We start from the raw sequence: 25,654 nt of genomic DNA, 5'->3' as shown, positions 1-25,654 counted from the left end.
TCTCCCGTATTAACGCTTCTTCGCTTTCTTATCTGCAGCATGGCCGCGATAAGTGCGAGTTGGTGAAAATTCACCAAGCTTATGACCGATCATTTCGTCAGTTACGAACACAGGTACGTGCTGACGACCATTATGGACAGCGATGGTCAACCCAATCATATTTGGGATGATCATTGAGCGACGAGACCAAGTCTTAATTGGCTTTTTGTCTCCCGCTTCCATCGCTTTCTCTACCTTCTTCAGCAAGTGCAGGTCAATGAAAGGACCTTTCTTGAGAGAACGTGGCATGGGCGAATCCTCTTACTATTTATTACGACGACGTACGATGTACTTGTCGGTGAGCTTATTACTACGAGTTTTATAACCCTTAGTTGGCACACCCCATGGACTCACTGGGTGACGTCCACCTGAAGTACGGCCTTCACCACCACCATGTGGATGGTCAACCGGGTTCATTGCAACACCACGCACTGTAGGGCGTACGCCTCTCCAGCGTTTAGCACCTGCTTTACCTAACTGGCGTAGCATGTGCTCGGCATTACCAACTTCACCGAATGTTGCGCGACAATCAACAGGTACTTTGCGCATTTCGCCAGAGCGAAGACGTAAAGTTGCATATTGGTTATCACGAGCAACAACTTGAACATAAGCACCAGCTGAACGCGCGATTTGAGCACCTTTACCAGGTTTCATTTCTACTGCGTGCACAACACTACCCACTGGGATGTTGCGAAGCGGCATTGCGTTACCAGTTTTGATGTCTGCATCCAAACCAGATTGGATAGCGTCACCAGCTTGCATGCCTTTAGCAGCAAGAATGTAACGACGCTCACCGTCTGCGTATAGTACTAACGCGATGTTAGCTGTACGGTTCGGATCATACTCAAGACGTTCGATTTTTGCAGGGATACCGTCTTTATTACGTTTAAAGTCAATAATACGGTAATGCTGCTTGTGTCCACCACCTACGTGACGAACAGTGATACGGCCAGTATTGTTACGGCCACCACTTTTAGATTTCTTAGCCAACAGGCCTGCAAAAGGTTTCCCTTTATGCAAGTCGCTGTTCACCACTTTAACAACGTGGCGACGACCTGGAGAGGTTGGCTTACACTTAATAACTGCCATGATAATTCTCCTTTGCTTACTCAGCGCCGCCAACGAAATCGATGTCAGCACCAGCAGCTAAAGTTACATAGGCTTTTTTCCAATCGCTACGACGACCAACACGGCCACCAGTGCGCTTAGTTTTGCCTTTGTTTACCAAAGTGCGAACACTATCAACTTCAACTTCGAATAGCTGAGCTACAGCAGCTTTAATCTCTGCTTTAGTCGCATCGATTGCTACGCGGAAAACTACAGTGTTGTTTTTCTCAGCTAGTACAGTACTCTTTTCAGAGATATGCGGAGCAAGAATAACTTTTAGCAAACGTTCTTCGGTGATCATGCTAGCATCTCCTCGATTTGCTTCACTGCATCAGCAGTAACAAGAACAGTGTTGAACGCGATTAGACTAACTGGGTCAAGACCCGCTACGTCACGTACGTCAACCTTGTATAAGTTGCGTGCTGCTAAGAATAAATTCTCATCAACATCTGCAGTAACAATTAGAACGTCTTCTAAGTTCATTTCTTTTAGTTTAGCTTTCAGCTCTTTAGTTTTAGGAGCTTCAACACCAAAAGATTCAACAACGACTAAACGCTCTTGACGTACCAATTCAGAAAGAATGCTCTTTAGAGCACCACGGTACATCTTTTTGTTAACTTTTTGGCTGTGATCTTGAGTTTTAGCAGCGAATGTTACGCCACCGCCACGCCAGATCGGGCCTTTAACACTACCGGCACGAGCTCGGCCTGTGCCTTTCTGGCGCCAAGGCTTTTTGCCTGAGCCAGTTACTTCCGCACGAGTCTGTTGAGCACGAGTGCCCTGACGCGCGTTTGCAGCGTAAGCTACAACTACCTGATGAACCAATGCCTCGTTAAAGTCACGGCCGAAGGTAGTTTCGGAAACTTCAAGAGCGCTTTGCGCGTCTTTCAATACCAATTCCATTACTATCTCCTCAGACCTATGCTTTAACGGCTGGCTTGATAATCAAGTCACCATTGGTAGCGCCAGGAACAGCACCTTTTACCAATAACAAGTTACGCTCTGCATCTACACGTACAACGTCTAGATTTTGAGTAGTTACTTGCTCGGCACCCATGTGGCCAGACATTTTCTTACCTTTGAAAACGCGACCAGGTGTCTGGTTTTGACCGATAGAACCATTAGATCTATGAGCCAAAGAGTTACCATGTGTCATATCTTGAGCGTGGAAATTCCAGCGTTTAATACCGCCTTGGAAGCCCTTACCTTTAGATTGACCGGTAACATCAACTTTTGCTGTATCTGCGAAGATATCAACATTAAGTTCAGCACCAACTTCAACGCCTTCACATTCACCATCTGCCAAACGCAATTCCCATAAACCTCGACCAGCTTCTACGCCGCTCTTAGCAAAATGACCTGCTTCTGGTTTGGTGATGCGATTGGCTTTTTTGGTACCAGTAGTTACTTGAAGAGCACGGTATCCGTCAGTTTCTAAAGTTTTCACTTGAGTAACACGGTTACCAGCAATTTCAATCACTGTTACAGGGATAGAAGCGCCATCTTCTGTGAAGATGCGAGTCATACCCACTTTACGACCAATAAGACCGATAGCCATCTTTCAAACCTCTTCTAAGGATCTCAATTAACCTAAGCTAATTTGAACGTCGACACCAGCGGCAAGATCTAAACGCATTAATGCGTCTACAGTCTTTTCAGTTGGCTCTACGATGTCAACTAAGCGCTTGTGAGTACGAATTTCGTATTGGTCACGAGCGTCTTTGTTGACGTGCGGAGAAGTCAAAATGGTATAACGTTCTTTACGCGTAGGTAGTGGAATTGGACCACGAACCTGAGCGCCTGTACGCTTAGCAGTTTCAACGATTTCCGCTGTTGATTGATCGATCAAACGATGATCAAAACCTTTCAAGCGGATACGGATTCTTTGGTTCTGCATTGACCAGAGCTCCTAAAATGCACACATAAAAAATCACCCTCTAGCTTCTTCCCAATGGAAAAGCAGAGCGAGATGATTTAACCGTAGACTCCCAATCGGAGTCAATTATGAAAATGAATAATCCTTATGATTAAACATTATATTACACTGTCTAGGACAGCGAAGGGGAATTATACAGATATCAGATGAGAGATCAACCCCTTCGAACAAAAACTCTTCAATCTAGTTCATTTGTTCAAGGCGATGGAGTTTACAGGGATATATTGAAAAAGCAATAGAAACAAAAAAGGAAGCCGAAGCTTCCTTTTTAAAGTGTTAACTAAAGGTCGCTATTAAGCAACGATTTTAGCTACAACACCAGCACCAACAGTACGGCCACCTTCACGGATAGCGAAACGTAAACCGTCGTCCATCGCGATTGGGTAGATTAGTGTAACAACCATTTTGATGTTATCACCAGGCATTACCATTTCTACGCCTTCTGGAAGCTCGATAGTACCAGTTACGTCAGTTGTACGGAAGTAGAACTGTGGACGGTAGCCTTTGAAGAATGGAGTGTGACGTCCGCCTTCTTCTTTGCTTAGTACGTATACTTCTGATTCGAAAGTAGTGTGAGGTGTGATAGTACCTGGCTGTGCCAATACTTGACCACGTTCAACGTCTTCACGCTTAGTACCACGTAAAAGAACACCACAGTTTTCGCCAGCACGACCTTCGTCAAGAAGCTTGCGGAACATTTCAACACCAGTACAAGTAGTCTTAGTCGTTTCTTTAACACCAACGATTTCAACTTCTTCACCAACGCGGATGATACCACGCTCAACACGACCAGTAACAACTGTACCACGACCTGAAATTGAGAATACATCTTCAATTGGAAGTAGGAACGGCTTATCGATGTCACGCTCTGGCTCAGGGATGTACGAATCTAACGCTTCTGCTAGTTCGATAATCTTTGGTTCCCAAGCTGAATCGCCTTCAAGAGCTTTAAGCGCAGAACCTTGGATAACTGGTAAGTCATCACCTGGGAAGTCATATTCAGAAAGAAGTTCACGAACTTCCATTTCTACTAATTCAAGTAGTTCTTCATCGTCAACCATGTCACATTTGTTCATGAATACGATGATGAAAGGTACACCAACCTGACGTGAAAGCAGGATGTGCTCACGTGTTTGTGGCATAGGACCATCTGTAGCAGCAACTACTAAGATAGCGCCATCCATTTGTGCAGCACCAGTAATCATGTTTTTAACATAATCGGCGTGACCAGGACAATCTACGTGTGCGTAGTGACGAGTAGGTGTGTCATATTCGATGTGAGAAGTATTAATTGTAATACCGCGCTCACGCTCTTCTGGAGCGTTATCGATTTGTGCGAAATCTTTAACTTCACCACCGTAAGTTTTGGTTAAAACAGCTGAGATTGCAGCAGTTAGCGTTGTTTTACCATGGTCGACGTGACCGATTGTACCCACGTTTACGTGTGGTTTATTACGTTCAAATTTTTCTTTAGCCACGATATATTCCTTTCTTTTCAGAAGTGCTCGATTACGAGCTATATAACATTTAGTAAAGCACCTAAGTTTTTAGGTACGTGATTCAATAATCGCATTTGCAATGTTTGATGGTGCGTCAGCATACTTAGCAAACTCCATAGAGTAAGAAGCACGCCCCTGAGTTGCACTTCGCAAATCAGTTGCATAACCAAACATTTCTGATAGTGGAACTGTCGCATGGATAATTTTAACACCACCCAAGCCATCGTCCATACCATCAATAACACCACGACGTCGGTTTAAGTCACCTACTACATCGCCCATGTTATTTTCTGGCGTGGTAATTTCCACTTTCATTGTAGGTTCTAGTAGCACAGGGCTTGCTTCTAGCGCACCCTTTTTGAAGCCCATTGAACCTGCAATTTTGAAAGCCATCTCATTTGAATCGACATCATGATATGAGCCATCAAATAAAGTCACTTTCACATCGAGCATAGGATAACCGGCTAAAACACCGTTTTTCATTTGCTCTTGAATACCTTTGTCTACTGAAGGGATGAATTCACGAGGAACTGCACCACCAACAACTTCATTGACAAATTCATAGCCAGCACCATCTTCCAATGGTTCAACCTTAAGCCAAACATGACCAAATTGACCACGTCCACCTGATTGACGTATGAATTTACCTTCCACTTCAACTGAAGAGCGAATCGTTTCACGATAGGCAACCTGTGGTTTACCTACGTTACATTCGACATTAAATTCGCGACGCATGCGGTCAACGATAATATCTAAATGTAATTCACCCATGCCAGAAATCAATGTTTGAGCTGACTCTTCATCAGTTTCCACTCTAAAAGAAGGATCTTCAGCCGCTAACTTTTGTAGCGCAATCCCCATTTTATCTTGGTCTGCTTTAGAGCGAGGCTCAACGGCAATGGTAATTACAGGTTCTGGAAACTCCATACGCTCTAGAATCACTTTATGATCGTTTGCGCAAAGAGTATCGCCTGTTGTCACATCTTTTAAACCGATTGCCGCAGCAATATCACCAGCACGAACTTCTTTCAGTTCAGTACGGTCATTAGCATGCATTTGTACGATTCGACCGACACGCTCACGTTTCTGTTTAACAGAATTGTAAACCGCAGCACCCGACTCTAGTACGCCTGAATATACACGGATAAAGGTTAAAGTTCCAACAAATGGATCAGTCGCAATCTTAAACGCTAACGCAGCAAATGGTGCGTTATCGTCCGATGGGCGTTCTACTTCATTCTCGTTCTCATCGACACCCTTAATTGCAGGGACTTCGACAGGAGCAGGAAGGTAGTCAACCACCGCATCCAACACCGCTTGAACACCTTTGTTCTTAAAAGCAGAACCACAAGTTGCTAAAACGATTTCGTTGTTAATTGTGCGCTGACGTAGTGCTAACTTAATCTCTGCTTCAGATAAAGTGCCTTCTTCGAGGTACTTTTCCATCAGTTCATCAGAGGCTTCGGCTGCACTTTCCACAAGATACTCATGCATTTCTTCAGCCTTGGCTAAAAGATCTGCGGGAATTTCTTCATAAGAGAAAGTCGTACCCTGATCTTCTTCAGACCAGTTAATCGCTTTCATCTTAATTAAATCAATAACCCCTTTGAAGTTTTCTTCTGCACCAATATTTAATTGAATTGGAACACAAGTAGCACCTAAGCGGTTACGGATTTGGTCAATGACACTATCAAAGTCAGCACCAGCACGATCCATCTTATTGACGAAAACCATGCGTGGGACTTCATACTTGTTGGCTTGACGCCAAACAGTCTCAGATTGAGGCTCTACACCTGATGAACCGCAGAATACAACCACAGCGCCATCAAGTACGCGTAACGAGCGCTCGACTTCAATAGTAAAATCAACGTGACCAGGGGTATCGATGATATTAATGCGATGTTCGGTGAATTGAGCATCCATACCACGCCAGAAAGTCGTCACAGCAGCTGAGGTGATAGTAATACCACGCTCTTGCTCTTGTACCATCCAGTCAGTAGTAGCGGCGCCGTCATGCACCTCACCGATTTTATGAGACAAACCGGTATAGAACAGAACACGTTCTGTTGTGGTAGTTTTACCTGCATCCACATGAGCAACAATACCGATATTTCGATAACGCTCAATTGGGGTTGTACGAGCCACTATTTATACCCTCTCACCTAAAGCTATGCTTTAGTAAATATCAACAATATGGAGTGGGCTAACGCCCACTCCATCAAATTACCAACGGTAATGAGCAAAGGCTTTGTTAGCTTCAGCCATGCGATGCACGTCTTCACGCTTCTTAACAGCAGTACCTTTGTTTTCAGATGCATCTAACATTTCACCTGCTAGACGTAGAGCCATAGATTTTTCACCACGCTTGCGAGCAGCTTCAACTAACCAGCGCATCGCTAGTGCGTTACGACGCACTGGACGAACTTCACATGGTACTTGATAAGTAGAACCACCAACACGACGAGATTTAACCTCGACTGAAGGGCGAACGTTATCAAGAGCTGCTTCAAGGATACTTAAATGATCTTCGCTTTTTTTCTCAGCGACAACATCAAGTGCCTTGTAGATAATTTTTTCAGAAGTTGACTTTTTACCGTCAACCATAATGACGTTGATGAACTTAGCCAACAACTCACTTTTAAACTTTGGATCTGGTAGGATTTTACGTTGTCCTACAACGCGACGTCTTGGCATAACAATTCTCCGTATGCTTCAGGTATTTCCAAAACTGGAATATTTATAACTAGCTTGGCCTTACTTAAACGGACAAGTTATGACTTAGGACGCTTAGCACCGTACTTAGAACGGCCTTGGCGACGAGCACTAACGCCAGCACAATCTAATGCACCGCGAATAGTGTGGTAACGCACACCCGGTAGATCTTTAACACGACCGCCACGGATTAGAATTACACTATGTTCCTGCAAGTTGTGACCTTCACCACCGATGTACGAAGTAACTTCGAAACCGTTAGTTAAGCGAACACGTGCTACTTTACGTAGTGCAGAGTTAGGTTTTTTAGGTGTTGTAGTGTAAACACGAGTACAAACACCACGTTTTTGTGGACACGAATCCAACGCTGGCACATTAGTCTTTTCGACTTTTGGCGAGCGAGGCTTACGTACCAACTGGTTTACAGTTGCCATGAATAGCTCCGTTCAGTTGAATAATCTCAACAATTTTGTGTGAAAAATCTATATCCCACTATGATGGGACGCGAAAGTTTAGAAAGGTATTGGCCAACTGTCAAGAAATAGACAACTTTTCGTGCAATTCCCAATAAAAAAGGCGCCAAAGGCGCCTTTTTTTAACATAACGTTTACTTTAGTCAGCACTTCCGGCCAAGTTAAGTAAGTCGGCTAAGTTTTTCTCTGCTTCACTAGCAGTGATGACTGGCGCTTCTGCACCTTCATCTTTAACATTAGCACGCGCTTCGTTACGAGCGGTGTGATACGCATAACCAGTACCAGCTGGGATCAGACGACCAACGATTACGTTTTCTTTCAGACCACGTAATTGATCACTCTTACCACCAACAGCTGCTTCAGTTAGTACACGCGTCGTTTCTTGGAACGATGCAGCAGAGATGAATGATTCAGTAGCCAAAGAAGCTTTGGTAATACCGAGTAATTCACGCTCAAACTTCGCAGGCGCTTTGCCTTGAGCTTCAAGCTCACGGTTAGCAATGTTCACGCGAGCAACTTCTGCTTGTTCACCTGCTAAGAAGTTCGAATCACCAGCATCAGTGATTAAGCACTTACGTAGCATTTGGCGAATGATAACTTCAATATGCTTATCGTTGATTTTTACGCCCTGTAGACGGTAAACGTCTTGGACTTCATCAACAATGTAGTTAGCAACATGATGGATACCACGTAAACGCAAGATATCATGTGCAGCTTCTGGGCCGTCAGCGATAACTTCACCACGTTCAACTTTTTCACCTTCGAACACGTTAAGATTACGCCACTTAGGGATCATCTCTTCGTAGTGTTCACTGCCATCAGCAGGACTGATAACTAGACGAACCTTACCTTTAGTCTCTTTACCAAACGAAATGGTACCTGAGATTTCAGCAAGAATAGCGGGTTCTTTTGGCTTACGCGCTTCGAACAAGTCAGCAACTCGTGGTAGACCACCGGTAATATCGCGTGTTTTAGACGATTCTTGAGGAATACGTGCTAATGCGTCACCAACGTTGATTTCAGAGTTATCATCTTTAGCTACAATCGCGTTACCTGGTAAGAAGTATTGCGCAGGTACTTCAGTACCCGGGATCATAAGATCATTACCGCTATTGTCGATTAGACGAATAGCTGGACGCATTTCTTTACCAGCAGTAGGACGAGCACCTGGATCGATAACGACAACCGAAGAAAGACCTGTTAAGTCGTCTGTTTGACGCGTCATAGTAACGCCTTCAATCATATCGACGAATTTAACCGTACCCGCAACTTCTGAAATGATAGGGTGAGTATGTGGGTCCCAGTTCGCAATGATTGCGCCTGATGTCACTTCCGTATCTTCAAGTTGTTCTAGTACTGTACCGTAAGGTACACGGTAACGTTCTTTTTCACGACCAAGTTCATCAATAATCGCAACTTCAGAAGAACGCGATACGATAACCAGTTTGTTCTCGATGCTAGTAACGTGTTTAGCGTTATGTAACTTCAAAGTACCGCTGTTTTTGACTTGAACATTGTTGTCAGCTGAGTCACGAGATGCAGCACCACCAATGTGGAAGGTACGCATCGTTAGCTGTGTACCTGGCTCACCAATTGACTGAGCAGCTACAACACCGATAGCTTCACCGTGGTTAATAATATGACCACGTGCTAAATCACGACCGTAACAAGCAGCACACACACCGAAGTCGGTTTCACAAGAAATAACAGAACGAACGACAACTTCATCGACGCTATGCTCTTCTAATAGATCACACCAAGCTTCATCTAGTAATGTGTTACGTGGAGCCAATACTTTTTCAGTACCTGGCTCAAGTACGTCAACTGAGACGACACGACCTAGAACACGTTCACGAAGAGGTTCTTTAACATCACCACCTTCAATCAACGGCTTCATAGTCAAACCACCAACAGAACCACAATCATCTTCAATAACAACTAAATCTTGTGCAACATCAACAAGACGACGAGTTAGGTAACCCGAGTTAGCTGTTTTCAATGCGGTATCGGCAAGACCTTTACGCGCACCGTGAGTAGAGATGAAGTATTGTGATACGTTCAGACCTTCACGGAAGTTAGCAGTAATTGGGGTTTCGATGATTGAGCCATCCGGCTTAGCCATCAGACCACGCATACCCGCTAGCTGACGAATCTGTGCAGCACTACCACGAGCGCCCGAGTCAGCCATCATATAGATGCTGTTAAACGAATCTTGCTCTTCTTCTTCGCCATCACGGTTGATAACAACTTCTTTTTTCAAGTTGTCCATCATCGCTTTAGAGATTTTGTCGTTGGTGCTTGCCCAGATATCGATAACTTTGTTGTAACGCTCACCAGCGGTAACAAGACCTGATTGGAACTGCTCTTGAATTTCAAGCACTTCACGTTCAGCTTCTTCAACTAAAGTGTACTTTTCGTCCGGGATAACCATATCGTTGATACCAACAGAGGCACCAGAGATAGTCGCATAACGGAAACCGGTATACATTAATTGGTCAGCGAAGATAACAGTATCTTTAAGACCTAGTGTACGGTAACAAGTGTTCAGCAATTTCGAGATTTGCTTCTTACCCATGTTCTGGTTAACCAGTTCATACGGTAAGCCTTTTGGCAATATCTGCGATAACAATGCACGACCGACTGTAGTATCTACGATACGACGGTTTTGAGTCTTCTCACCATTATCTGTTACTGAAGTTTCTGTAATGCGAACTTTTACACGAGCATGCAATTCTGCAGCGCCGGTAGCGTAAGCTTTTTCAACTTCATCAACAGACATAAATGACATGCCTTCACCGCGACCGTTCACACATTCTCGGCTAGTGTAGTAAAGACCTAATACAACGTCTTGTGACGGAGTAATTACAGGCTCACCATTCGCAGGAGAAAGAATGTTGTTAGTCGACATCATTAACGAACGAGCTTCTAATTGAGCTTCAAGCGTTAACGGTACGTGCACAGCCATTTGGTCACCATCGAAGTCGGCGTTATATGCCGCACATACTAATGGGTGCAATTGGATTGCTTTACCTTCAATAAGAACTGGTTCAAATGCTTGAATACCCAGTCTATGAAGTGTTGGTGCACGGTTAAGCATTACTGGATGTTCACGAATTACTTCGTCTAGTACATCCCATACTTCAGCCTGTTCACGTTCAACCATTTTCTTAGCAGCTTTAATAGTCGTAGCTAAACCGCGACCCTCTAACTTGCCATAGATGAATGGTTTGAATAGCTCAAGTGCCATCTTCTTAGGAAGACCACACTGATGCAGACGTAAAGTAGGACCTACGGTAATAACCGAACGACCAGAGTAATCTACACGCTTACCAAGTAAGTTCTGACGGAAACGACCTTGCTTACCTTTGATCATATCAGCCAAAGATTTAAGCGGACGCTTGTTAGAACCTGTAATAGCACGACCACGACGACCATTATCTAATAGTGCATCAACAGACTCTTGTAACATACGCTTTTCGTTACGTACGATAATGTCTGGAGCAGCTAAATCTAATAGACGCTTTAGACGGTTGTTACGGTTGATTACACGACGGTAAAGGTCGTTCAAATCAGACGTAGCAAAACGTCCGCCATCTAGTGGTACTAGAGGACGTAAATCAGGTGGTAGAACTGGTAAAACTTTTAAGATCATCCACTCAGGCTTGTTGCCAGAAGTGAAGAATGCTTCCATCAGTTTAAGGCGCTTAGTGACCTTCTTACGACGGGTTTCAGAGTTAATTGAAGGCAACTCTTCACGCATTTGATCAATTTGTTCTTCTAAATTGATTGCACGTAGCAAGTCTAGGACTGCTTCAGCACCCATTTTAGCTTCGAACTCGTCACCGTATTCTTCTAACGCATCAAGATATGTTTCTTCTGTCAGCATTTGGCCGCGCTCAAGGCTGGTCATGCCAGGCTCGATCACAACGAAAGATTCAAAATACAATACGCGCTCAATATCACGTAATGTCATATCAAGCATCAAACCGATACGACTCGGAAGTGATTTCAAGAACCAAATATGTGCAACTGGGCTTGCAAGATCAATATGACCCATACGCTCACGACGTACTTTAGTCTGTGTAACTTCAACGCCACACTTCTCACAAATAACACCACGGTGCTTCAAACGCTTGTATTTACCACACAAACATTCGTAATCTTTTACAGGACCGAAAATACGCGCACAAAATAAACCTTCACGTTCAGGTTTAAAAGTACGGTAGTTAATTGTCTCTGGCTTTTTAACTTCACCAAAAGACCAAGAACGGATTAGGTCAGGCGAAGCCAGACCAATTTTGATTCCGTTAAATTCTTCAGTCTTGCTTTGCTGTTTAAGAAACTTTAATAAGTCTTTCACGTTTCTCTCCTGAAGGAGTTAAACCAGATGCTTTGCTAAGCAAAGCATCCTTGGTTACCAAACATTGCTTAAGAGCGATGCTTACTCTTGATCCAACTCGATATTAATACCAAGTGAACGAATTTCCTTCAACAATACGTTGAAAGACTCAGGCATGCCTGGGTGCATCTGATGGTTACCGTCGACGATGTTTTTATACATCTGAGTACGACCGTTAACGTCATCTGATTTAACCGTTAGCATTTCCTGAAGAGTATATGCAGCACCGTATGCTTCTAGTGCCCATACTTCCATCTCACCGAAACGTTGACCACCAAATTGAGCTTTACCGCCCAATGGTTGTTGAGTTACTAAGCTGTACGAACCGGTTGAACGGGCGTGCATCTTGTCATCAACTAAATGGTTCAATTTAAGCATGTACATGTAACCAACAGTTACTTTACGCTCAAATTCGTTACCGGTACGGCCGTCACATAACGTCAACTGGCCTGAGTCAGGTAATCCTGCTAATAGCAGCATTTCCTTGATCTCTTTCTCTTTAGCACCATCGAAAGCTGGTGTAGCAACTGGAATACCACCTTTAAGGTTTTTAGCCAGACGCACTACTTCATGATCAGAGAATGTATTGATATCGACTTTCTGAAGAACGTCGTCACCTAGATCATAAACTTTCTGAATATAATCGCGAAGTTCAGCAATTTCACGTTGCTCTTCAAGCATAGCAGTAATTCGATTACCGATACCCTTTGCAGCAGCACCCATGTGAACCTCTAATACCTGACCAATGTTCATACGCGATGGTACGCCCAATGGGTTTAATACGATATCTACTGGATCACCAGTTTCATCGTATGGCATGTCTTCAATAGGACAAATCTTAGAGATTACACCTTTGTTACCGTGACGACCCGCCATCTTATCACCAGGCTGGATAGTACGTTTAACTGCAAGGTAAACCTTAACAATCTTCAGTACACCAGGTGCTAAGTCATCACCTTGGGTGATCTTACGACGTTTAACTTCAAACTTCTTATCAAAGTCAGCTTTTAGCTCTTCATGTTGCTCAGCTAATTGCTCAAGCTCAGTTTGCTTCGCTTCATCTTCGATAACCTGAATCAACACATCTTTACGTGGTAATTCAGCGATTTTCTCCTGAGAGAAACCTGCAGCAAGTAACAAGTTACGCGCACGGCTCAAAACACCTTCTTCAAGGATTTGGAACTCTTCGCCTAAATCTTTACGAGCTTGGCCAACATGCATCTCTTCAATTTCAAGCGCACGTTTATCTTTTTCGATACCGTCACGAGTGAATACTTGAACATCGATGATGGTGCCTTTAACAGAGTTAGGTACACGTAAAGAGCTGTCCTTAACATCTGAAGCTTTTTCACCAAAAATAGCTCGGAGGAGTTTCTCTTCTGGAGTCAGCTGTGTTTCACCTTTAGGTGTCACTTTACCAACTAGAATGTCGCCGCCTTTGACTTCAGCACCAATGTAAACAATACCTGACTCATCTAATTTAGACAGAGCAGATTCACCTACATTTGGAATATCAGCAGTAATTTCTTCGCTACCTAGTTTCGTATCACGAGCAATACATGAAAGCTCTTGAATATGAATAGTAGTGAAACGATCCTCTTGCGCTACGCGCTCAGAGATTAAGATCGAATCTTCGAAGTTATAACCGTTCCAAGGCATGAATGCGATACGCATGTTTTGACCTAAAGCCAAGTCACCTAAATCGGTAGACGGACCATCAGCTAAAACATCACCACGAACAATTGGGTCACCAACAGAACAACAAGGGCGTTGGTTAATACAAGTGTTTTGGTTAGAACGAGTGTATTTAGTTAAGTTATAGATATCGATACCGGCTTCGCCTGGCGTCAATTCTGCTTCGTTAACTTTTACTACGATACGGCCAGCATCAACATAGTCGATAACACCACCACGTTTCGCAGCAACAACAACACCTGAGTCAACAGCAAGAGTACGTTCAATACCAGTACCAACAAGAGGCTTATCAGCTCTTAAAGTCGGTACGGCTTGACGTTGCATGTTTGCACCCATCAATGCACGGTTAGCATCATCGTGTTCTAAGAACGGAATTAGTGATGCTGCAACAGAAATAATCTGTTGTGGTGATACATCCATATACTGGATATCAGCAGCACGCATAAAGGTAGATTCACCTTTATGACGACAAGCAATTTGCTCTTCAAGCATACGGTTTGAAGAATCAATTTCAATGTTTGCCTGTGCAATCACATATCGGCCTTCTTCGATTGCTGATAAGTATTCAACTTCATCAGTAACCACACAATCAACCACTTTACGATAAGGGGTTTCAAGGAAGCCATACGAGTTTGTACGCGCGAAACTTGCCAATGAGTTAATTAGACCAATGTTTGGTCCCTCTGGCGTTTCAATCGGACACAAACGACCGTAGTGAGTTGGATGTACGTCACGTACTTCGAAACCAGCACGTTCACGTGTTAAACCACCAGGACCAAGAGCAGAAATACGACGCTTATGCGTTACTTCTGACAACGGGTTGTTTTGATCCATGAACTGTGACAATTGTGAAGAACCAAAGAATTCTTTCACTGCCGCAGAGATAGGCTTAGCGTTAATTAGATCTTGTGGCATAAGCTCATTCAGATCGCCTAAAGATAGACGTTCACGAACAGCACGCTCAACACGAACTAGACCAACACGGAATTGGTTTTCAGCCATTTCACCTACGCTACGAATACGACGGTTACCTAGATGGTCAATGTCATCGACTTCATCGTAACCGTTACGGATTTCGATGATTTTCTTCATAACGTGTACGATGTCTTCTTTAGACAGTACGCCAGCACCTTCGTCATCAGCAATCTCAAGACGACGGTTGAACTTCATACGACCTACTTTAGATAAGTCATAACGTTCTTCACTGAAGAACAAGTTCTGGAATAAGCCTTCAGCAGCATCTTTGGTTGGTGGCTCACCAGGACGCATCATACGGTAGATCTCAACTAATGCTTCTAAGCGGTTAGTTGTTGAATCAATGCGTAATGTGTCTGAGATGTATGCACCATGATCCAAATCGTTGATAAACAATGTATCAACGTCTTTGATACCCGCTAAAGAAAGTTTAGCTAGGTCTTCAAGGGTGATTTCAGCATTTGCGCTAACAAGTACTTCACCAGTATCTGTATCGATGTAATCTTGAGCAGCGTATTTACCAACGATATAGTCAACTGGTACTTCAAGTTCAGTTGTATTGGTTTTTTCAAGCTGCTTAATATGACGAGCAGTAATACGACGACCAGATTCAACAAGTAATTTGCCTTCAGAATCTTTAATGTCATAACTTGCTGTCTCACCACGGAGGCGATCAGGCACAAGTGCCATAACAAGTGAATCTTGCTTAATCTTGAACTGAATACGTTCGAAGAATAAGTCTAAGATTTCTTGAGTAGAAAACTCTAATGCACGTAGCATGATCGTCGCTGGTAATTTACGACGACGGTCAATACGTACAAATAAGGCATCTTTTGGATCAAATTCAAAATCAAGCCATGAACCACGGTAAGGAATAATACGTGCGTTATATAGCACCTTACCAGAAGAGTGGGTTTTACCACGGTCATGATCAAAGAATACACCAGGTGAACGGTGTAACTGAGACACGATAACACGCTCAGTACCATTGATAACAAAAGTACCGTTATCAGTCATTAATGGGATATCACCCATGTAGACTTCTTGTTCTTTAATATCTTTAACTGTGCCTGGCGCAGCTTCACGGTCATATAAAACCATACGCAATTTCACGCGTAATGGCGCTGAATATGTAACACCGCGGATCTGACACTCTTTCACATCAAAAACTGGCTCGCCTAGCTTGTAACTGACATATTGCAGTTCAGAATTGCCAGAAAAGCTCTTGATGGGAAAAACGCTACGGAATGCAGCTTCAAAGCCGCGTTCACCCGTAGGATCTTGATCGGTGAACTTCTTAAAAGAGTCTAACTGAATAGACAATAGGTACGGAATATCCAAAACTTTTTGACGTTTGCCAAAGTCTTTACGAATACGCTTCTTTTCAGAATAGGAGTAAACCATGGGTTTCCTCTACTTACGAGATGTGACCAAGACTGAAATAATATAAGTATTATAACAGCACGTTTGCCCATCACCGTTGATGGCAAGAACCTAACCAGTAATCTCTGCTAGGAACTGCTAATAACTGGCGACAAACGGTGAATAAAAAATCGCCTGCGCATATAGCGCAAAAAAGGCCGACGGTTAAAAAACCGCCAGCCTCCGCCCGATTTCTCGGGAGGTGGTAAGTTAGAGTATAACTTACTTAACTTCTACTTCAGCGCCAGCAGCTTCTAGATCGCCTTTAAGGGCTTCTGCTTCTTCTTTAGTGATAGCTTCTTTAACTGCAACTGGTGCAGATTCAGCCATAGCTTTAGCTTCTTTCAGGCCAAGACCTGTAGCGCCACGAAGTGCTTTAATAACAGCAACTTTGTTAGCACCGAAAGAAGTCATAACAACGTCAAATTCGGTTTGCTCAGCAGCAGCTGCGCCGCCTTCTGCGCCGCCAGCAACTACTGCTGCAGCAGCTGAAACGCCGAATTTTTCTTCCATTGCTTCGATAAGTTCAACAACTTCCATTACAGACATTTCTGCGAAAGCTTCTAAGATTTGGTCTTTTGTGATAGACATAACAAAAAATTCCTATTGTACTGAATTCAATAAATTTAAGCGGCTAATAAAATATTAAGCTGCTTCTTTTTGATCGCGAAGAGCGGCCAATGTACGAACAAACTTGCCAGCAGATGCTTCTTTCATAGTCATCATCAACTGAGCTAGTGCTTCGTCGTAAGTTGGTAATTTCGCTAAACGATCAATATCTGCTGCAGGGATTACTTCCCCTTCAAAGGCTGCTGCTTTAATTTCAAACTTTTCTTGTGCAGTTGCGAAATCTTTTAGAAGACGCGCTGCAGCACCTGGGTGCTCAGTAGAAAATGCAATTAAAGTAGGACCAGTAAACGTGTCAGATAGGCACTCAAAATCAGTACCAACTACAGCGCGTTTAACTAATGTATTACGTACTACACGTACATAAACACCAGCTTCACGAGCTGCTTTACGCAGACCGGTCATATCACCTACAGTTACACCGCGTGAATCGGCTACAACTGCAGATAAAGCACCTTTGGCTGCTTCGTTGACTTCAGCAACAATCGCTTTTTTGTCTTCGAGTCTTAATGCCATTGGCTTTACTCCTGGATTCTACCTAGGGATATCCCTAGTATTTACCATATTAAACACTTATGTGTTTAACGACTTACGGTGCAGATTTCCAGCAGAACAAAATCTATCTGGGGGGTCTGACACCGTCTACGTAGGAAATTAAGTTATCCTAAGAAAACACCTACGGTCTTGGACGGAAACCTGTTTTCAACATTGTCGAAAACAGACCTCAACCCACAAAGTGCGCGCATTATAGACTAATACGCTCGCTTTGTATATTACTTAGCTTCTTCCAGAGTACCCTGGTCGATAACTACACCTGCACCCATAGTGGTAGAGATGCTAACTTTTTTCACGTATACGCCTTTAGCAACTGCAGGCTTAGCCTTTTTCAGTGCTGCGACTAACGCTTCTAAGTTTTCTTTAAGTTGTGCTGGTTCAAAATCCACTTTACCGATAGTAGTGTGGATAATACCATTCTTGTCGTTACGGTAACGAACTTGACCGGCTTTGGCATTTTTAACTGCTTCAGCAACATTTGGCGTTACTGTACCAGTTTTTGGGTTAGGCATTAGACCACGTGGGCCTAAGATTTGACCTAACTGACCAACAACGCGCATTGCATCTGGAGATGCGATAACTACGTCGAAGTTCATTTCGCCAGCTTTAACTTGTGCAGCTAGTTCGTCCATACCAACTAACTCTGCACCAGCTTCTTTAGCTGCTTCAGCGTTTGCGCCCTGTGTGAACACAGCAACACGAACTTCACGGCCAGTACCATGTGGTAATACTGTAGCGCCACGAACGTTTTGATCTGATTTACGAGGATCAATACCTAGGTTAACAGCAACGTCAACACTTTCTACGAATTTAGCAGTAGCAAGTTCTTTTAATAAAGAAACAGCTTCATTGATATCGTAGCTTTTAGTTCCGTCGATTTTCTCGCGGATTACGCGCATGCGCTTAGTTAGCTTTGCCATTATATTAGTCCTCTACTACCAAACCCATTGAACGTGCAGTACCTTCAATTGAACGCATCATCGCTTCAACATCGGCACCAGTCATATCAGTCGCTTTTGTTTCAGCAATTTCCTGAACAGCGCTGCGCTTGATAGTTCCAACTTTTTCGGTATTTGGACGGCCAGAACCAGACTTAAGACCGGCAGCTTTCAATAATAAGAAAGATGCTGGAGGAGTCTTAGTTTCGAACGTGAAAGAACGATCGTTGTATACAGTGATAACAACAGGAATCGGCATACCTTTGTCGAACTTTTCAGTACGAGCGTTGAATGCTTTACAGAATTCCATGATGTTCACACCTTTTTGACCTAGAGCAGGACCAACTGGTGGAGACGGGTTTGCAGCACCGGCTGCTACTTGTAGCTTAATATAAGCTTCAATTTTCTTTGCCATGTCGACATTTCCTCAATTTGGGTTCAAACGCTATCGGCTACATGCCAATGAGCTCCCCTTGAAAACAACGGGTGCGGATTATACTAAAATCCGCACCCGCAAACAAATACTATTTGTATTTAATTTAATCAGTTCTTTTCAACTTGCTGGAAGTCTAACTCAACTGGAGTAGAACGACCGAAGATCATTACTGAAACCTTAACGCGGTTCTTATCGTAATCAACTTCTTCAATGGTGCCATTAAAGTCAGCAAATGGACCATCGTTAACACGAACAACTTCACCAGGTTCAAACATAACGCGATGAGTAGGAGACTCAACGGTATCTTGTAAACGCTGAAGAATGGCATCCGCTTCTTTGTCTGAGATTGGTGCTGGACGATCTGAAGTCCCACCAATGAAGCCCATTACTCGTGGAATGCTTTTCACTAAGTGCCAGCTTTCGTCATTCATTTCCATTTGGACTAATACATAGCCAGGGAAGAATTTACGTTCGCTCTTGCGACGTTGACCATCACGCATTTCAACTACTTCTTCAGTCGGTACTAATACCTCTGCAAAGTAATCTTCCATGTTGTGCATCTTAATATGTTCAAGCAATGTTTTTACTACTCGGCCTTCATAGCCTGAGAATGCTTGAATGACATACCATCTTTTTTTTGCTTCTGTTGCTTCAGTCATGTAAATGCCTATACGCCAGTAATTAGGTTAACAACGCGCAATAGTACCCAGTCGAAACCCCAAAGGATAACGGCTACGACAGCTGTTGCAGCAAGAACAATGAATGTTGTGTTCAGCGCTTCTTGACGCGTAGGCCAAACCACTTTACGTACTTCAATGTGAGCTTCACGAGCAAAAGATAAAGCTTCTTTACCCTTTACCGTTTGCAGAGCAATAAAGCCTGCAATTACAAAGGCAACAATTACGCCTAATGCGCGTACTACAACACTGGCTTCGCCAAATGCTTGGTTGCCAATAACAGCGGCGGCAATCAATATAACTGCAATGCCCCACTTAACAATATCCAGAGAATTATTCTGGTTTTCAGTATTTGTCGTCATCGGTTGGTTCCGTTACTCACTAAGACCTGAGCTTAAATTTGATAAATATGTACCATTTTATCAAATAGTACTTCCGAGTTTAGCCACGAAAAGCATCAGCTCAGGGTCAAAAATCGGCCATAGATTGTATTCTTATTCTAGTCAGTTCGCAAGGTCGACACTAGAGAACATAAGCAAAACTTAAAAAAAATCTATAAAACAAAAAAAGGAAGCCGAAGCTTCCTTTTTAAAGTGTTAACTAAAGGTCGCTATTAAGCAACGATTTTAGCTACAACACCAGCACCAACAGTACGGCCACCTTCACGAATAGCGAAACGTAAACCGTCGTCCATCGCGATTGGGTAGATTAGTGTAACAACCATTTTGATGTTATCACCAGGCATTACCATTTCTACGCCTTCTGGAAGCTCGATAGTACCAGTTACGTCAGTTGTACGGAAGTAGAACTGTGGACGGTAGCCTTTGAAGAATGGAGTGTGACGTCCGCCTTCTTCTTTGCTTAGTACGTATACTTCTGATTCGAAAGTAGTGTGAGGTGTGATAGTACCTGGCTGTGCCAATACTTGACCACGCTCAACATCTTCACGCTTAGTACCACGTAAAAGAACACCACAGTTTTCGCCAGCACGACCTTCGTCAAGAAGCTTGCGGAACATTTCAACACCAGTACAAGTAGTCTTAGTCGTGTCTTTAACACCAACGATTTCAACTTCTTCACCAACGCGGATGATACCACGCTCAACACGACCAGTAACAACTGTACCACGACCTGAAATTGAGAATACATCTTCAATTGGAAGTAGGAACGGCTTATCGATGTCACGCTCTGGCTCAGGGATGTACGAATCTAACGCTTCTGCTAGTTCGATAATCTTTGGTTCCCAAGCTTCGTCGCCTTCAAGAGCTTTAAGCGCAGAACCTTGGATAACTGGTAAGTCATCACCTGGGAAGTCATATTCAGAAAGAAGTTCACGAACTTCCATTTCTACTAATTCAAGTAGTTCTTCATCGTCAACCATGTCACATTTGTTCATGAATACGATGATGAAAGGTACACCAACCTGACGTGAAAGCAGGATGTGCTCACGTGTTTGTGGCATAGGACCATCTGTAGCAGCAACTACTAAGATAGCGCCATCCATTTGAGCAGCACCAGTAATCATGTTTTTAACATAATCGGCGTGACCAGGACAATCTACGTGTGCGTAGTGACGAGTAGGTGTGTCATATTCGATGTGAGAAGTATTAATTGTAATACCGCGCTCACGCTCTTCTGGAGCGTTATCGATTTGTGCGAAATCTTTAACTTCACCACCGTAAGTTTTGGTTAAAACAGCTGAGATTGCAGCAGTTAGCGTTGTTTTACCATGGTCGACGTGACCGATTGTACCCACGTTTACGTGTGGTTTATTACGTTCAAATTTTTCTTTAGCCATGATATTGCCTCAATCCAGAGTCTTGGTGATGAAAACACATATAGAAAAAGTCCGATGCATAGAATGACATCGAATTAATTAGTTTAGTTTTGGTGATTAAGTTTAGCATAAGACAGGACGTGCTGATTTAAAGGATTTGATTGACTTAATAGTTCATTTAAACGAACTACTAAGCAATCAAGTCGTTCAGCAATTTGGAGCGGATGGCGGGAATCGAACCCGCGTTATCAGCTTGGAAGGCTGGAGTAATACCATTATACGACATCCGCGCAACCTGAATAAGGCTACCTAACTACCTTTAAAAATGGTGGAGGGAGAAGGATTCGAACCTTCGAAGGCTGAGCCGTCAGATTTACAGTCTGATCCCTTTGGCCACTCGGGAACCCCTCCAGAAAAATGGTGCCGGCACCAAGAGTCGAACTCGGGACCTACTGATTACAAGTCAGTTGCTCTACCAACTGAGCTATGCCGGCTAATCATTTCGGAAACGGATATTAGGTAAATGTTGGCGTAAGTGCAATAGGAAATGAATAAAAAAGCTAAAAAAAGTTTCAAATGGCGCTTTTTTGGGCTTTATTTGATTGGGTAGGATAAAAATAAAGCGATTTAGTTAACCGACGATAAGTAAGATGACTTTAGCTATTGTTCAAAATAATTTGGTGGTGTACTGTGCCTGACCTAAGGAAAGGAAGATATGACAGCGACCAATACATTACATCAAACACTTTATTTTTCATTTCTTCGCCAACAGTGGTCAGAATTACGTAATTCTGTACCTTTAACACTTAGCGAAGATGAACTAGCCAATCTACGTGGTATGAATGAACAGCTGTCATTAGATGAAGTCACTGACATTTATCTTCCCTTAAGCCGTTTATTAAATCTCATTATTGATTCAAAGCAGCAAAGCAGTGTGGTGCTTGATCAATTTTTAAATCACAAACCCACTAAAACACCTTACATCATTAGTATTTCTGGTAGTGTCGCTGTTGGTAAAAGTACCACTGCTCGAATTCTTCAGACACTATTACAACGTTGGCCTGAGCACCCTAAAGTTGAACTAGTCACCACTGATGGCTTCTTATACCCCTTGGCAGAACTCACCCATAATAACCTGCTAAAGCGAAAAGGCTTTCCAGAAAGTTATGACATGAAAATGCTGATCGATTTTATTTCTGCAGTAAAAGCAGGTGAGCCCAATGTCAGTGCGCCCCTTTATTCTCATGTGACTTATGACAGACTCACTGATGAAGTACAGAACATTAATCAACCTGACATTCTTATTATCGAAGGGTTAAATGTACTTCAAACCGCGCTAGATCCTAGCCCTGAAAGTAAAAGTAGTTTCTTATCCGATTATGTCGATTTCTCTATTTATGTCGATGCTGAAGAATCATTATTAAAAGAATGGTACCAACAACGCTTTTTAAAGTTCAGACAAGGCGCATTTAGCGATCCAAAGTCTTTCTTTCATCACTATTCACAACTTTCAGATGATGAAGCCAACGCTACCGCTGCCAACATTTGGGATACGATCAATGGTCCCAATTTACAAACAAACATAAAACCGAGCCGCGAGCGTGCGAACTTAATTCTAAAAAAAGCGGCCAACCATCTGGTTGACCGAGTTTTATTGCGTAAATAGTTGCTAGAAATTTATTCCGTTTACTCACTTCCGCGTAAACTGATCTCTCCACCTATATATGACGTTATTACTCCATTGTGCTCTAGTAGCACTGCACCTTGTTTATCAATGCCCTTACATGTTCCTGTGACATTATTTGGTGCCATTAATAGATTAATCTGTTTGTCATAAAACAAATCATACTCTTGCCACTGAGGTATAAAAGGTTCCATACCTTCAGCTTCAAACTGCATGAGATCAACTTTAAGTTGTTTATGAATAGCCGTTAACAGCTGAGTTTTGTCAGGCATTGAATTCAAAGAGGTTAAATCACTCCATGGTTGGTCAATCTGCTCGGCATGTTGTTCTGACATGCTCATATTGATACCAAAGCCTATTACCAAATGACACTCATCGATTGAATGACCTGATAGCTCAATTAATATCCCTGCTAACTTCTTATTATCTCGGTAAATGTCATTCGGCCATTTAACGCCTAAACCATCTACTCCAAACGCCTTTAAGGAAGTCACAATTGAACAAGCAACAACAAGACTAAGCCCCATGGCTGCATTCATGCCTTGGTTAAGTCTCCAAAACAAAGATGCGTAAACATGTTGACCATATGGTGAAACCCATTGTCTGCCTCTTCTACCTCGACCCGCTGACTGATATTCAGCAATACAAATATCACCATTTTTTAGCTCATCAGCATGTTGAAGCATAAAAGCATTAGTACTTTCTATTTCATGAAAATAAAAGCAACGATTTTCGATGTTGTTTACAAGTTTACTTTTATCAAAAATAGGTAATTGTTTAGCTAATTTATATCCCTTACCTTTTACACTGAAGATATCGACACCATAGGTTTCTAATTGTGCAATATGATTGTTAACTGCAGTACGAGATAATCCCACTTGCTGTGCAATTAGTTCACCAGAGATAAATTCAGTATGATCTAACAGTCCAATAATCTGCGCTTTCTTGTCCCAATGCTCATTCATTACAAATTTTCCTCGCCAGTTGCACCAATAATCCTTGGCTCAGGATCCAATTGAATTCCAAATTTAGCTAACACAATATCCATTATGTAATGTGCAAGCTGACAGATATCTTCTCCGACTGCGTCATCCAAGTTTACTAACACTAAGGCCTGTTTATCATGCACTGCGGCTCGACCTTTATTGACCCCTTTAAGGCCTGCTTCATCAATTAACCAACCAGCTGCAATTTTAATTTTGCCATCAACTTGGGCATAACCAACCAAATCAGAATAGGTCTTAAGTAGCTCAATATATTGAGAGGCTTCTATTATTGGGTTCTTAAAGAAACTGCCTACATTACCAAGCACTGCTGGGTCAGGTAACTTGCTCTTTCGAATATCACATACAGTGTCATATACTTGTTTTGGTGTGACTGTTTCTAAATTAAAGTGCTGCAGTGGGCCATATTCTATATTTGCCTGCCATACCTTTGGTAATCTAAACTGAACTTCAGTAATGGCAATTTGATTCTTTAATTCATTTTTAAAAATTGAATCACGATATCCAAAATGACACTCTGAATTAGTTAATGTATTGCTTTCTAAGCTAGCTAGATCCAAGTAACTGACTTTCTGACAATACTTGTTAATCTCAACCCCATAGGCACCAATATTTTGAATAGGTGCAGCACCAACAGTGCCAGGTATCAGTGCTAAGTTCTCCAAGCCATGAAAACCATTATCTAAACAATAGCCAACAAACTCATGCCAACTTTCGCCCGCCTGTACAGAGATATAAAAAGCTTCAGCATCTTCACTAACTTCAATGCCCTTTGTCGCCACTTTAATCACTACGCCTTGGTAATCACTAGTAAAAACAACATTACTCCCTCCACCTAAAATCAATGTAGGTAGTGAAGCATTCGCTGCTTTAATAAGTTGTTGTTTAAGTTCTATAACAGACGTTACTTCAACAAATTGAAGGCAGCCCTGCTCTAAAGCTAATGTATTAAATGGTTTTAAGCTGACAGGCATATTTAGATTTTTTTGAAAATGATAGTTCATTGTACCTTGGTGAATTTAATAACACTATCAGGCAAATAAATTAGGTATTTGAGACGGTAGAAATTAGCGGATTACTTATGCAGTAGTTCGCCTTGAGCTCTCACTCAAAGATATCCGATTCAATCTAACTCGTTGCATCTAACTTTACACTTGAGTTTTATAATCATATAACCCAGCTACAATAAAGCCCATTACTTGAGTAACGGGCTATCTGCTCTCAATTAAGAGGCACTAATTTTAAAGATATGGGGCGCTTGGCGATCAACTATTTTTTACTATCCTTGTAAGGGTACATAGGCATATCGACCGCGCTGTCTGTTAGCTTTAGCTACTAACTCATTGACTCAAATTCCAAACACAAAAAAGCCCGTTACCTGAGTAACTGGCTAACTGCTCTCAATTAAGAAGCACTAATTTTAAAGATATGGTGCGCTTGGCAATGACCTATTTTTACATGGGCATATCGCTCACACTATCTGTTAGCTTTAGCTACTAACTCATTCTCTCAAATTCCAGACACAAAAAAGCCCGCTACGTGAGTAACGGGCTATCTGCTCTCAATTAAGAGAAATTAGGCGCTTGGTGATGACCTACTTTCACATGGGGAGACCCCACACTATCATCGGCGCGATTGCGTTTCACTACTGAGTTCGGGATGGGATCAGGTGGTACCACAATGCTATTGTCACCAAGCA

Annotated in this window: 22 protein-coding genes, 3 tRNA genes and 1 rRNA gene; 1 reads left to right on the top strand and 25 read right to left on the bottom strand. The window is 42.6% G+C overall.

Features of this window, described 5'->3' with window-relative positions:
• Positions 1–9 precede the first annotated feature (9 nt).
• The 22 genes from rpsS to L2737_RS21385 form a co-directional block, all read right to left on the bottom strand.
• Positions 10–288 (bottom strand): 30S ribosomal protein S19, encoded by a 279-nt coding sequence (gene rpsS / locus L2737_RS21490; protein WP_006083596.1) that lies wholly within the window; start codon positions 286–288, stop codon positions 10–12.
• A gap of 15 nt (positions 289–303) precedes the next feature.
• A complete protein-coding gene (rplB, locus tag L2737_RS21485) occupies positions 304–1,128 on the bottom strand; it encodes a 50S ribosomal protein L2 (RefSeq protein ID WP_055026505.1) in 825 nt (274 codons plus the stop codon).
• A gap of 16 nt (positions 1,129–1,144) precedes the next feature.
• Positions 1,145–1,447, bottom strand: coding sequence for a 50S ribosomal protein L23 (rplW, locus tag L2737_RS21480; RefSeq protein WP_102529388.1), 303 nt, complete (start codon positions 1,445–1,447; stop codon positions 1,145–1,147).
• A complete protein-coding gene (gene rplD, locus L2737_RS21475; protein ID WP_055026507.1) occupies positions 1,444–2,049 on the bottom strand; it encodes a 50S ribosomal protein L4 in 606 nt (201 codons plus the stop codon). Before rplD ends, rplW begins: the two co-directional genes overlap by 4 nt.
• A gap of 16 nt (positions 2,050–2,065) precedes the next feature.
• Entirely contained in the window at positions 2,066–2,704 is a 639-nt protein-coding gene (gene rplC, locus L2737_RS21470; RefSeq protein ID WP_102529389.1) for a 50S ribosomal protein L3, read from the bottom strand.
• Between the two features lie 27 nt (positions 2,705–2,731).
• A complete protein-coding gene (gene rpsJ / locus L2737_RS21465) occupies positions 2,732–3,043 on the bottom strand; it encodes a 30S ribosomal protein S10 (RefSeq protein ID WP_055026509.1) in 312 nt (103 codons plus the stop codon).
• A gap of 332 nt (positions 3,044–3,375) precedes the next feature.
• Positions 3,376–4,560: an elongation factor Tu gene (tuf, locus tag L2737_RS21460; RefSeq protein WP_102529390.1), complete on the bottom strand. Its 1,185-nt coding sequence runs from the start codon at positions 4,558–4,560 to the stop codon at positions 3,376–3,378.
• A 69-nt stretch (positions 4,561–4,629) separates the two neighbouring features.
• Positions 4,630–6,726, bottom strand: a complete 2,097-nt coding sequence (gene fusA, locus L2737_RS21455) for an elongation factor G (RefSeq protein WP_102529391.1) — start codon at positions 6,724–6,726, stop codon at positions 4,630–4,632.
• Between the two features lie 78 nt (positions 6,727–6,804).
• Entirely contained in the window at positions 6,805–7,275 is a 471-nt protein-coding gene (rpsG, locus tag L2737_RS21450) for a 30S ribosomal protein S7 (RefSeq protein ID WP_102529392.1), read from the bottom strand.
• Between the two features lie 77 nt (positions 7,276–7,352).
• The gene (rpsL, locus tag L2737_RS21445) at positions 7,353–7,727 is read right to left on the bottom strand and encodes a 30S ribosomal protein S12 (protein WP_102529393.1); all 375 of its coding nucleotides are present in this window, start codon (positions 7,725–7,727) and stop codon (positions 7,353–7,355) included.
• Between the two features lie 178 nt (positions 7,728–7,905).
• Entirely contained in the window at positions 7,906–12,126 is a 4,221-nt protein-coding gene (gene rpoC / locus L2737_RS21440; protein WP_248957056.1) for a DNA-directed RNA polymerase subunit beta', read from the bottom strand.
• Between the two features lie 81 nt (positions 12,127–12,207).
• Positions 12,208–16,239, bottom strand: coding sequence for a DNA-directed RNA polymerase subunit beta (rpoB, locus tag L2737_RS21435; RefSeq protein ID WP_102529395.1), 4,032 nt, complete (start codon positions 16,237–16,239; stop codon positions 12,208–12,210).
• Positions 16,240–16,479: 240 nt separating this feature from the next.
• Positions 16,480–16,848 (bottom strand): 50S ribosomal protein L7/L12, encoded by a 369-nt coding sequence (rplL, locus tag L2737_RS21430; RefSeq protein WP_102529396.1) that lies wholly within the window; start codon positions 16,846–16,848, stop codon positions 16,480–16,482.
• Between the two features lie 54 nt (positions 16,849–16,902).
• Positions 16,903–17,400 carry a 50S ribosomal protein L10 gene (gene rplJ / locus L2737_RS21425; protein ID WP_102529397.1) on the bottom strand — a complete coding sequence of 166 codons (498 nt, stop codon included), beginning with the start codon at positions 17,398–17,400 and terminating at the stop codon, positions 16,903–16,905.
• 257 nt (positions 17,401–17,657) lie between these two features.
• On the bottom strand, positions 17,658–18,359 hold the full coding sequence (rplA, locus tag L2737_RS21420; protein ID WP_102529398.1) for a 50S ribosomal protein L1: 702 nt from the start codon (positions 18,357–18,359) through the stop codon (positions 17,658–17,660).
• Positions 18,360–18,363: 4 nt separating this feature from the next.
• A complete protein-coding gene (gene rplK, locus L2737_RS21415) occupies positions 18,364–18,792 on the bottom strand; it encodes a 50S ribosomal protein L11 (RefSeq protein WP_102529399.1) in 429 nt (142 codons plus the stop codon).
• 128 nt (positions 18,793–18,920) lie between these two features.
• Positions 18,921–19,472 (bottom strand): transcription termination/antitermination protein NusG, encoded by a 552-nt coding sequence (gene nusG, locus L2737_RS21410; RefSeq protein ID WP_102529400.1) that lies wholly within the window; start codon positions 19,470–19,472, stop codon positions 18,921–18,923.
• An 8-nt stretch (positions 19,473–19,480) separates the two neighbouring features.
• The gene (secE, locus tag L2737_RS21405) at positions 19,481–19,852 is read right to left on the bottom strand and encodes a preprotein translocase subunit SecE (RefSeq protein ID WP_055026517.1); all 372 of its coding nucleotides are present in this window, start codon (positions 19,850–19,852) and stop codon (positions 19,481–19,483) included.
• 251 nt (positions 19,853–20,103) lie between these two features.
• Positions 20,104–21,288: an elongation factor Tu gene (gene tuf / locus L2737_RS21400; protein WP_248957055.1), complete on the bottom strand. Its 1,185-nt coding sequence runs from the start codon at positions 21,286–21,288 to the stop codon at positions 20,104–20,106.
• A 195-nt stretch (positions 21,289–21,483) separates the two neighbouring features.
• A tRNA-Gly gene (locus tag L2737_RS21395) sits at positions 21,484–21,557 on the bottom strand.
• A 36-nt stretch (positions 21,558–21,593) separates the two neighbouring features.
• Positions 21,594–21,678 (bottom strand) — tRNA-Tyr (locus tag L2737_RS21390).
• A 7-nt stretch (positions 21,679–21,685) separates the two neighbouring features.
• Positions 21,686–21,761 (bottom strand) — tRNA-Thr (locus L2737_RS21385).
• A gap of 221 nt (positions 21,762–21,982) precedes the next feature.
• Between L2737_RS21385 and coaA the strand changes: the two genes are divergently transcribed.
• A complete protein-coding gene (gene coaA / locus L2737_RS21380) occupies positions 21,983–22,933 on the top strand; it encodes a type I pantothenate kinase (RefSeq protein WP_229372187.1) in 951 nt (316 codons plus the stop codon).
• A 20-nt stretch (positions 22,934–22,953) separates the two neighbouring features.
• Here the strand turns inward: coaA and birA are convergent, their stop codons facing one another.
• The 3 genes from birA to rrf all read right to left on the bottom strand — a co-directional run bounded on the left by birA (position 22,954) and on the right by rrf (position 25,652).
• Positions 22,954–23,916 carry a bifunctional biotin--[acetyl-CoA-carboxylase] ligase/biotin operon repressor BirA gene (birA, locus tag L2737_RS21375; RefSeq protein WP_248957054.1) on the bottom strand — a complete coding sequence of 321 codons (963 nt, stop codon included), beginning with the start codon at positions 23,914–23,916 and terminating at the stop codon, positions 22,954–22,956.
• Positions 23,916–24,959 carry a UDP-N-acetylmuramate dehydrogenase gene (gene murB, locus L2737_RS21370; RefSeq protein ID WP_248957053.1) on the bottom strand — a complete coding sequence of 348 codons (1,044 nt, stop codon included), beginning with the start codon at positions 24,957–24,959 and terminating at the stop codon, positions 23,916–23,918. The genes birA and murB overlap by 1 nt, the downstream gene beginning before the upstream one ends.
• A 577-nt stretch (positions 24,960–25,536) precedes the next feature.
• Positions 25,537–25,652: ribosomal RNA gene (gene rrf / locus L2737_RS21365) — 5S ribosomal RNA — on the bottom strand.
• Between the last annotated feature and the right edge of the window lie 2 nt (positions 25,653–25,654).

It is taken from the genome of Shewanella electrodiphila, assembly GCF_023283985.1.
Taxonomy (GTDB): Bacteria; Pseudomonadota; Gammaproteobacteria; order Enterobacterales; family Shewanellaceae; genus Shewanella; species Shewanella electrodiphila.
This window is presented reverse-complemented; position numbering and strand designations above follow the sequence as displayed.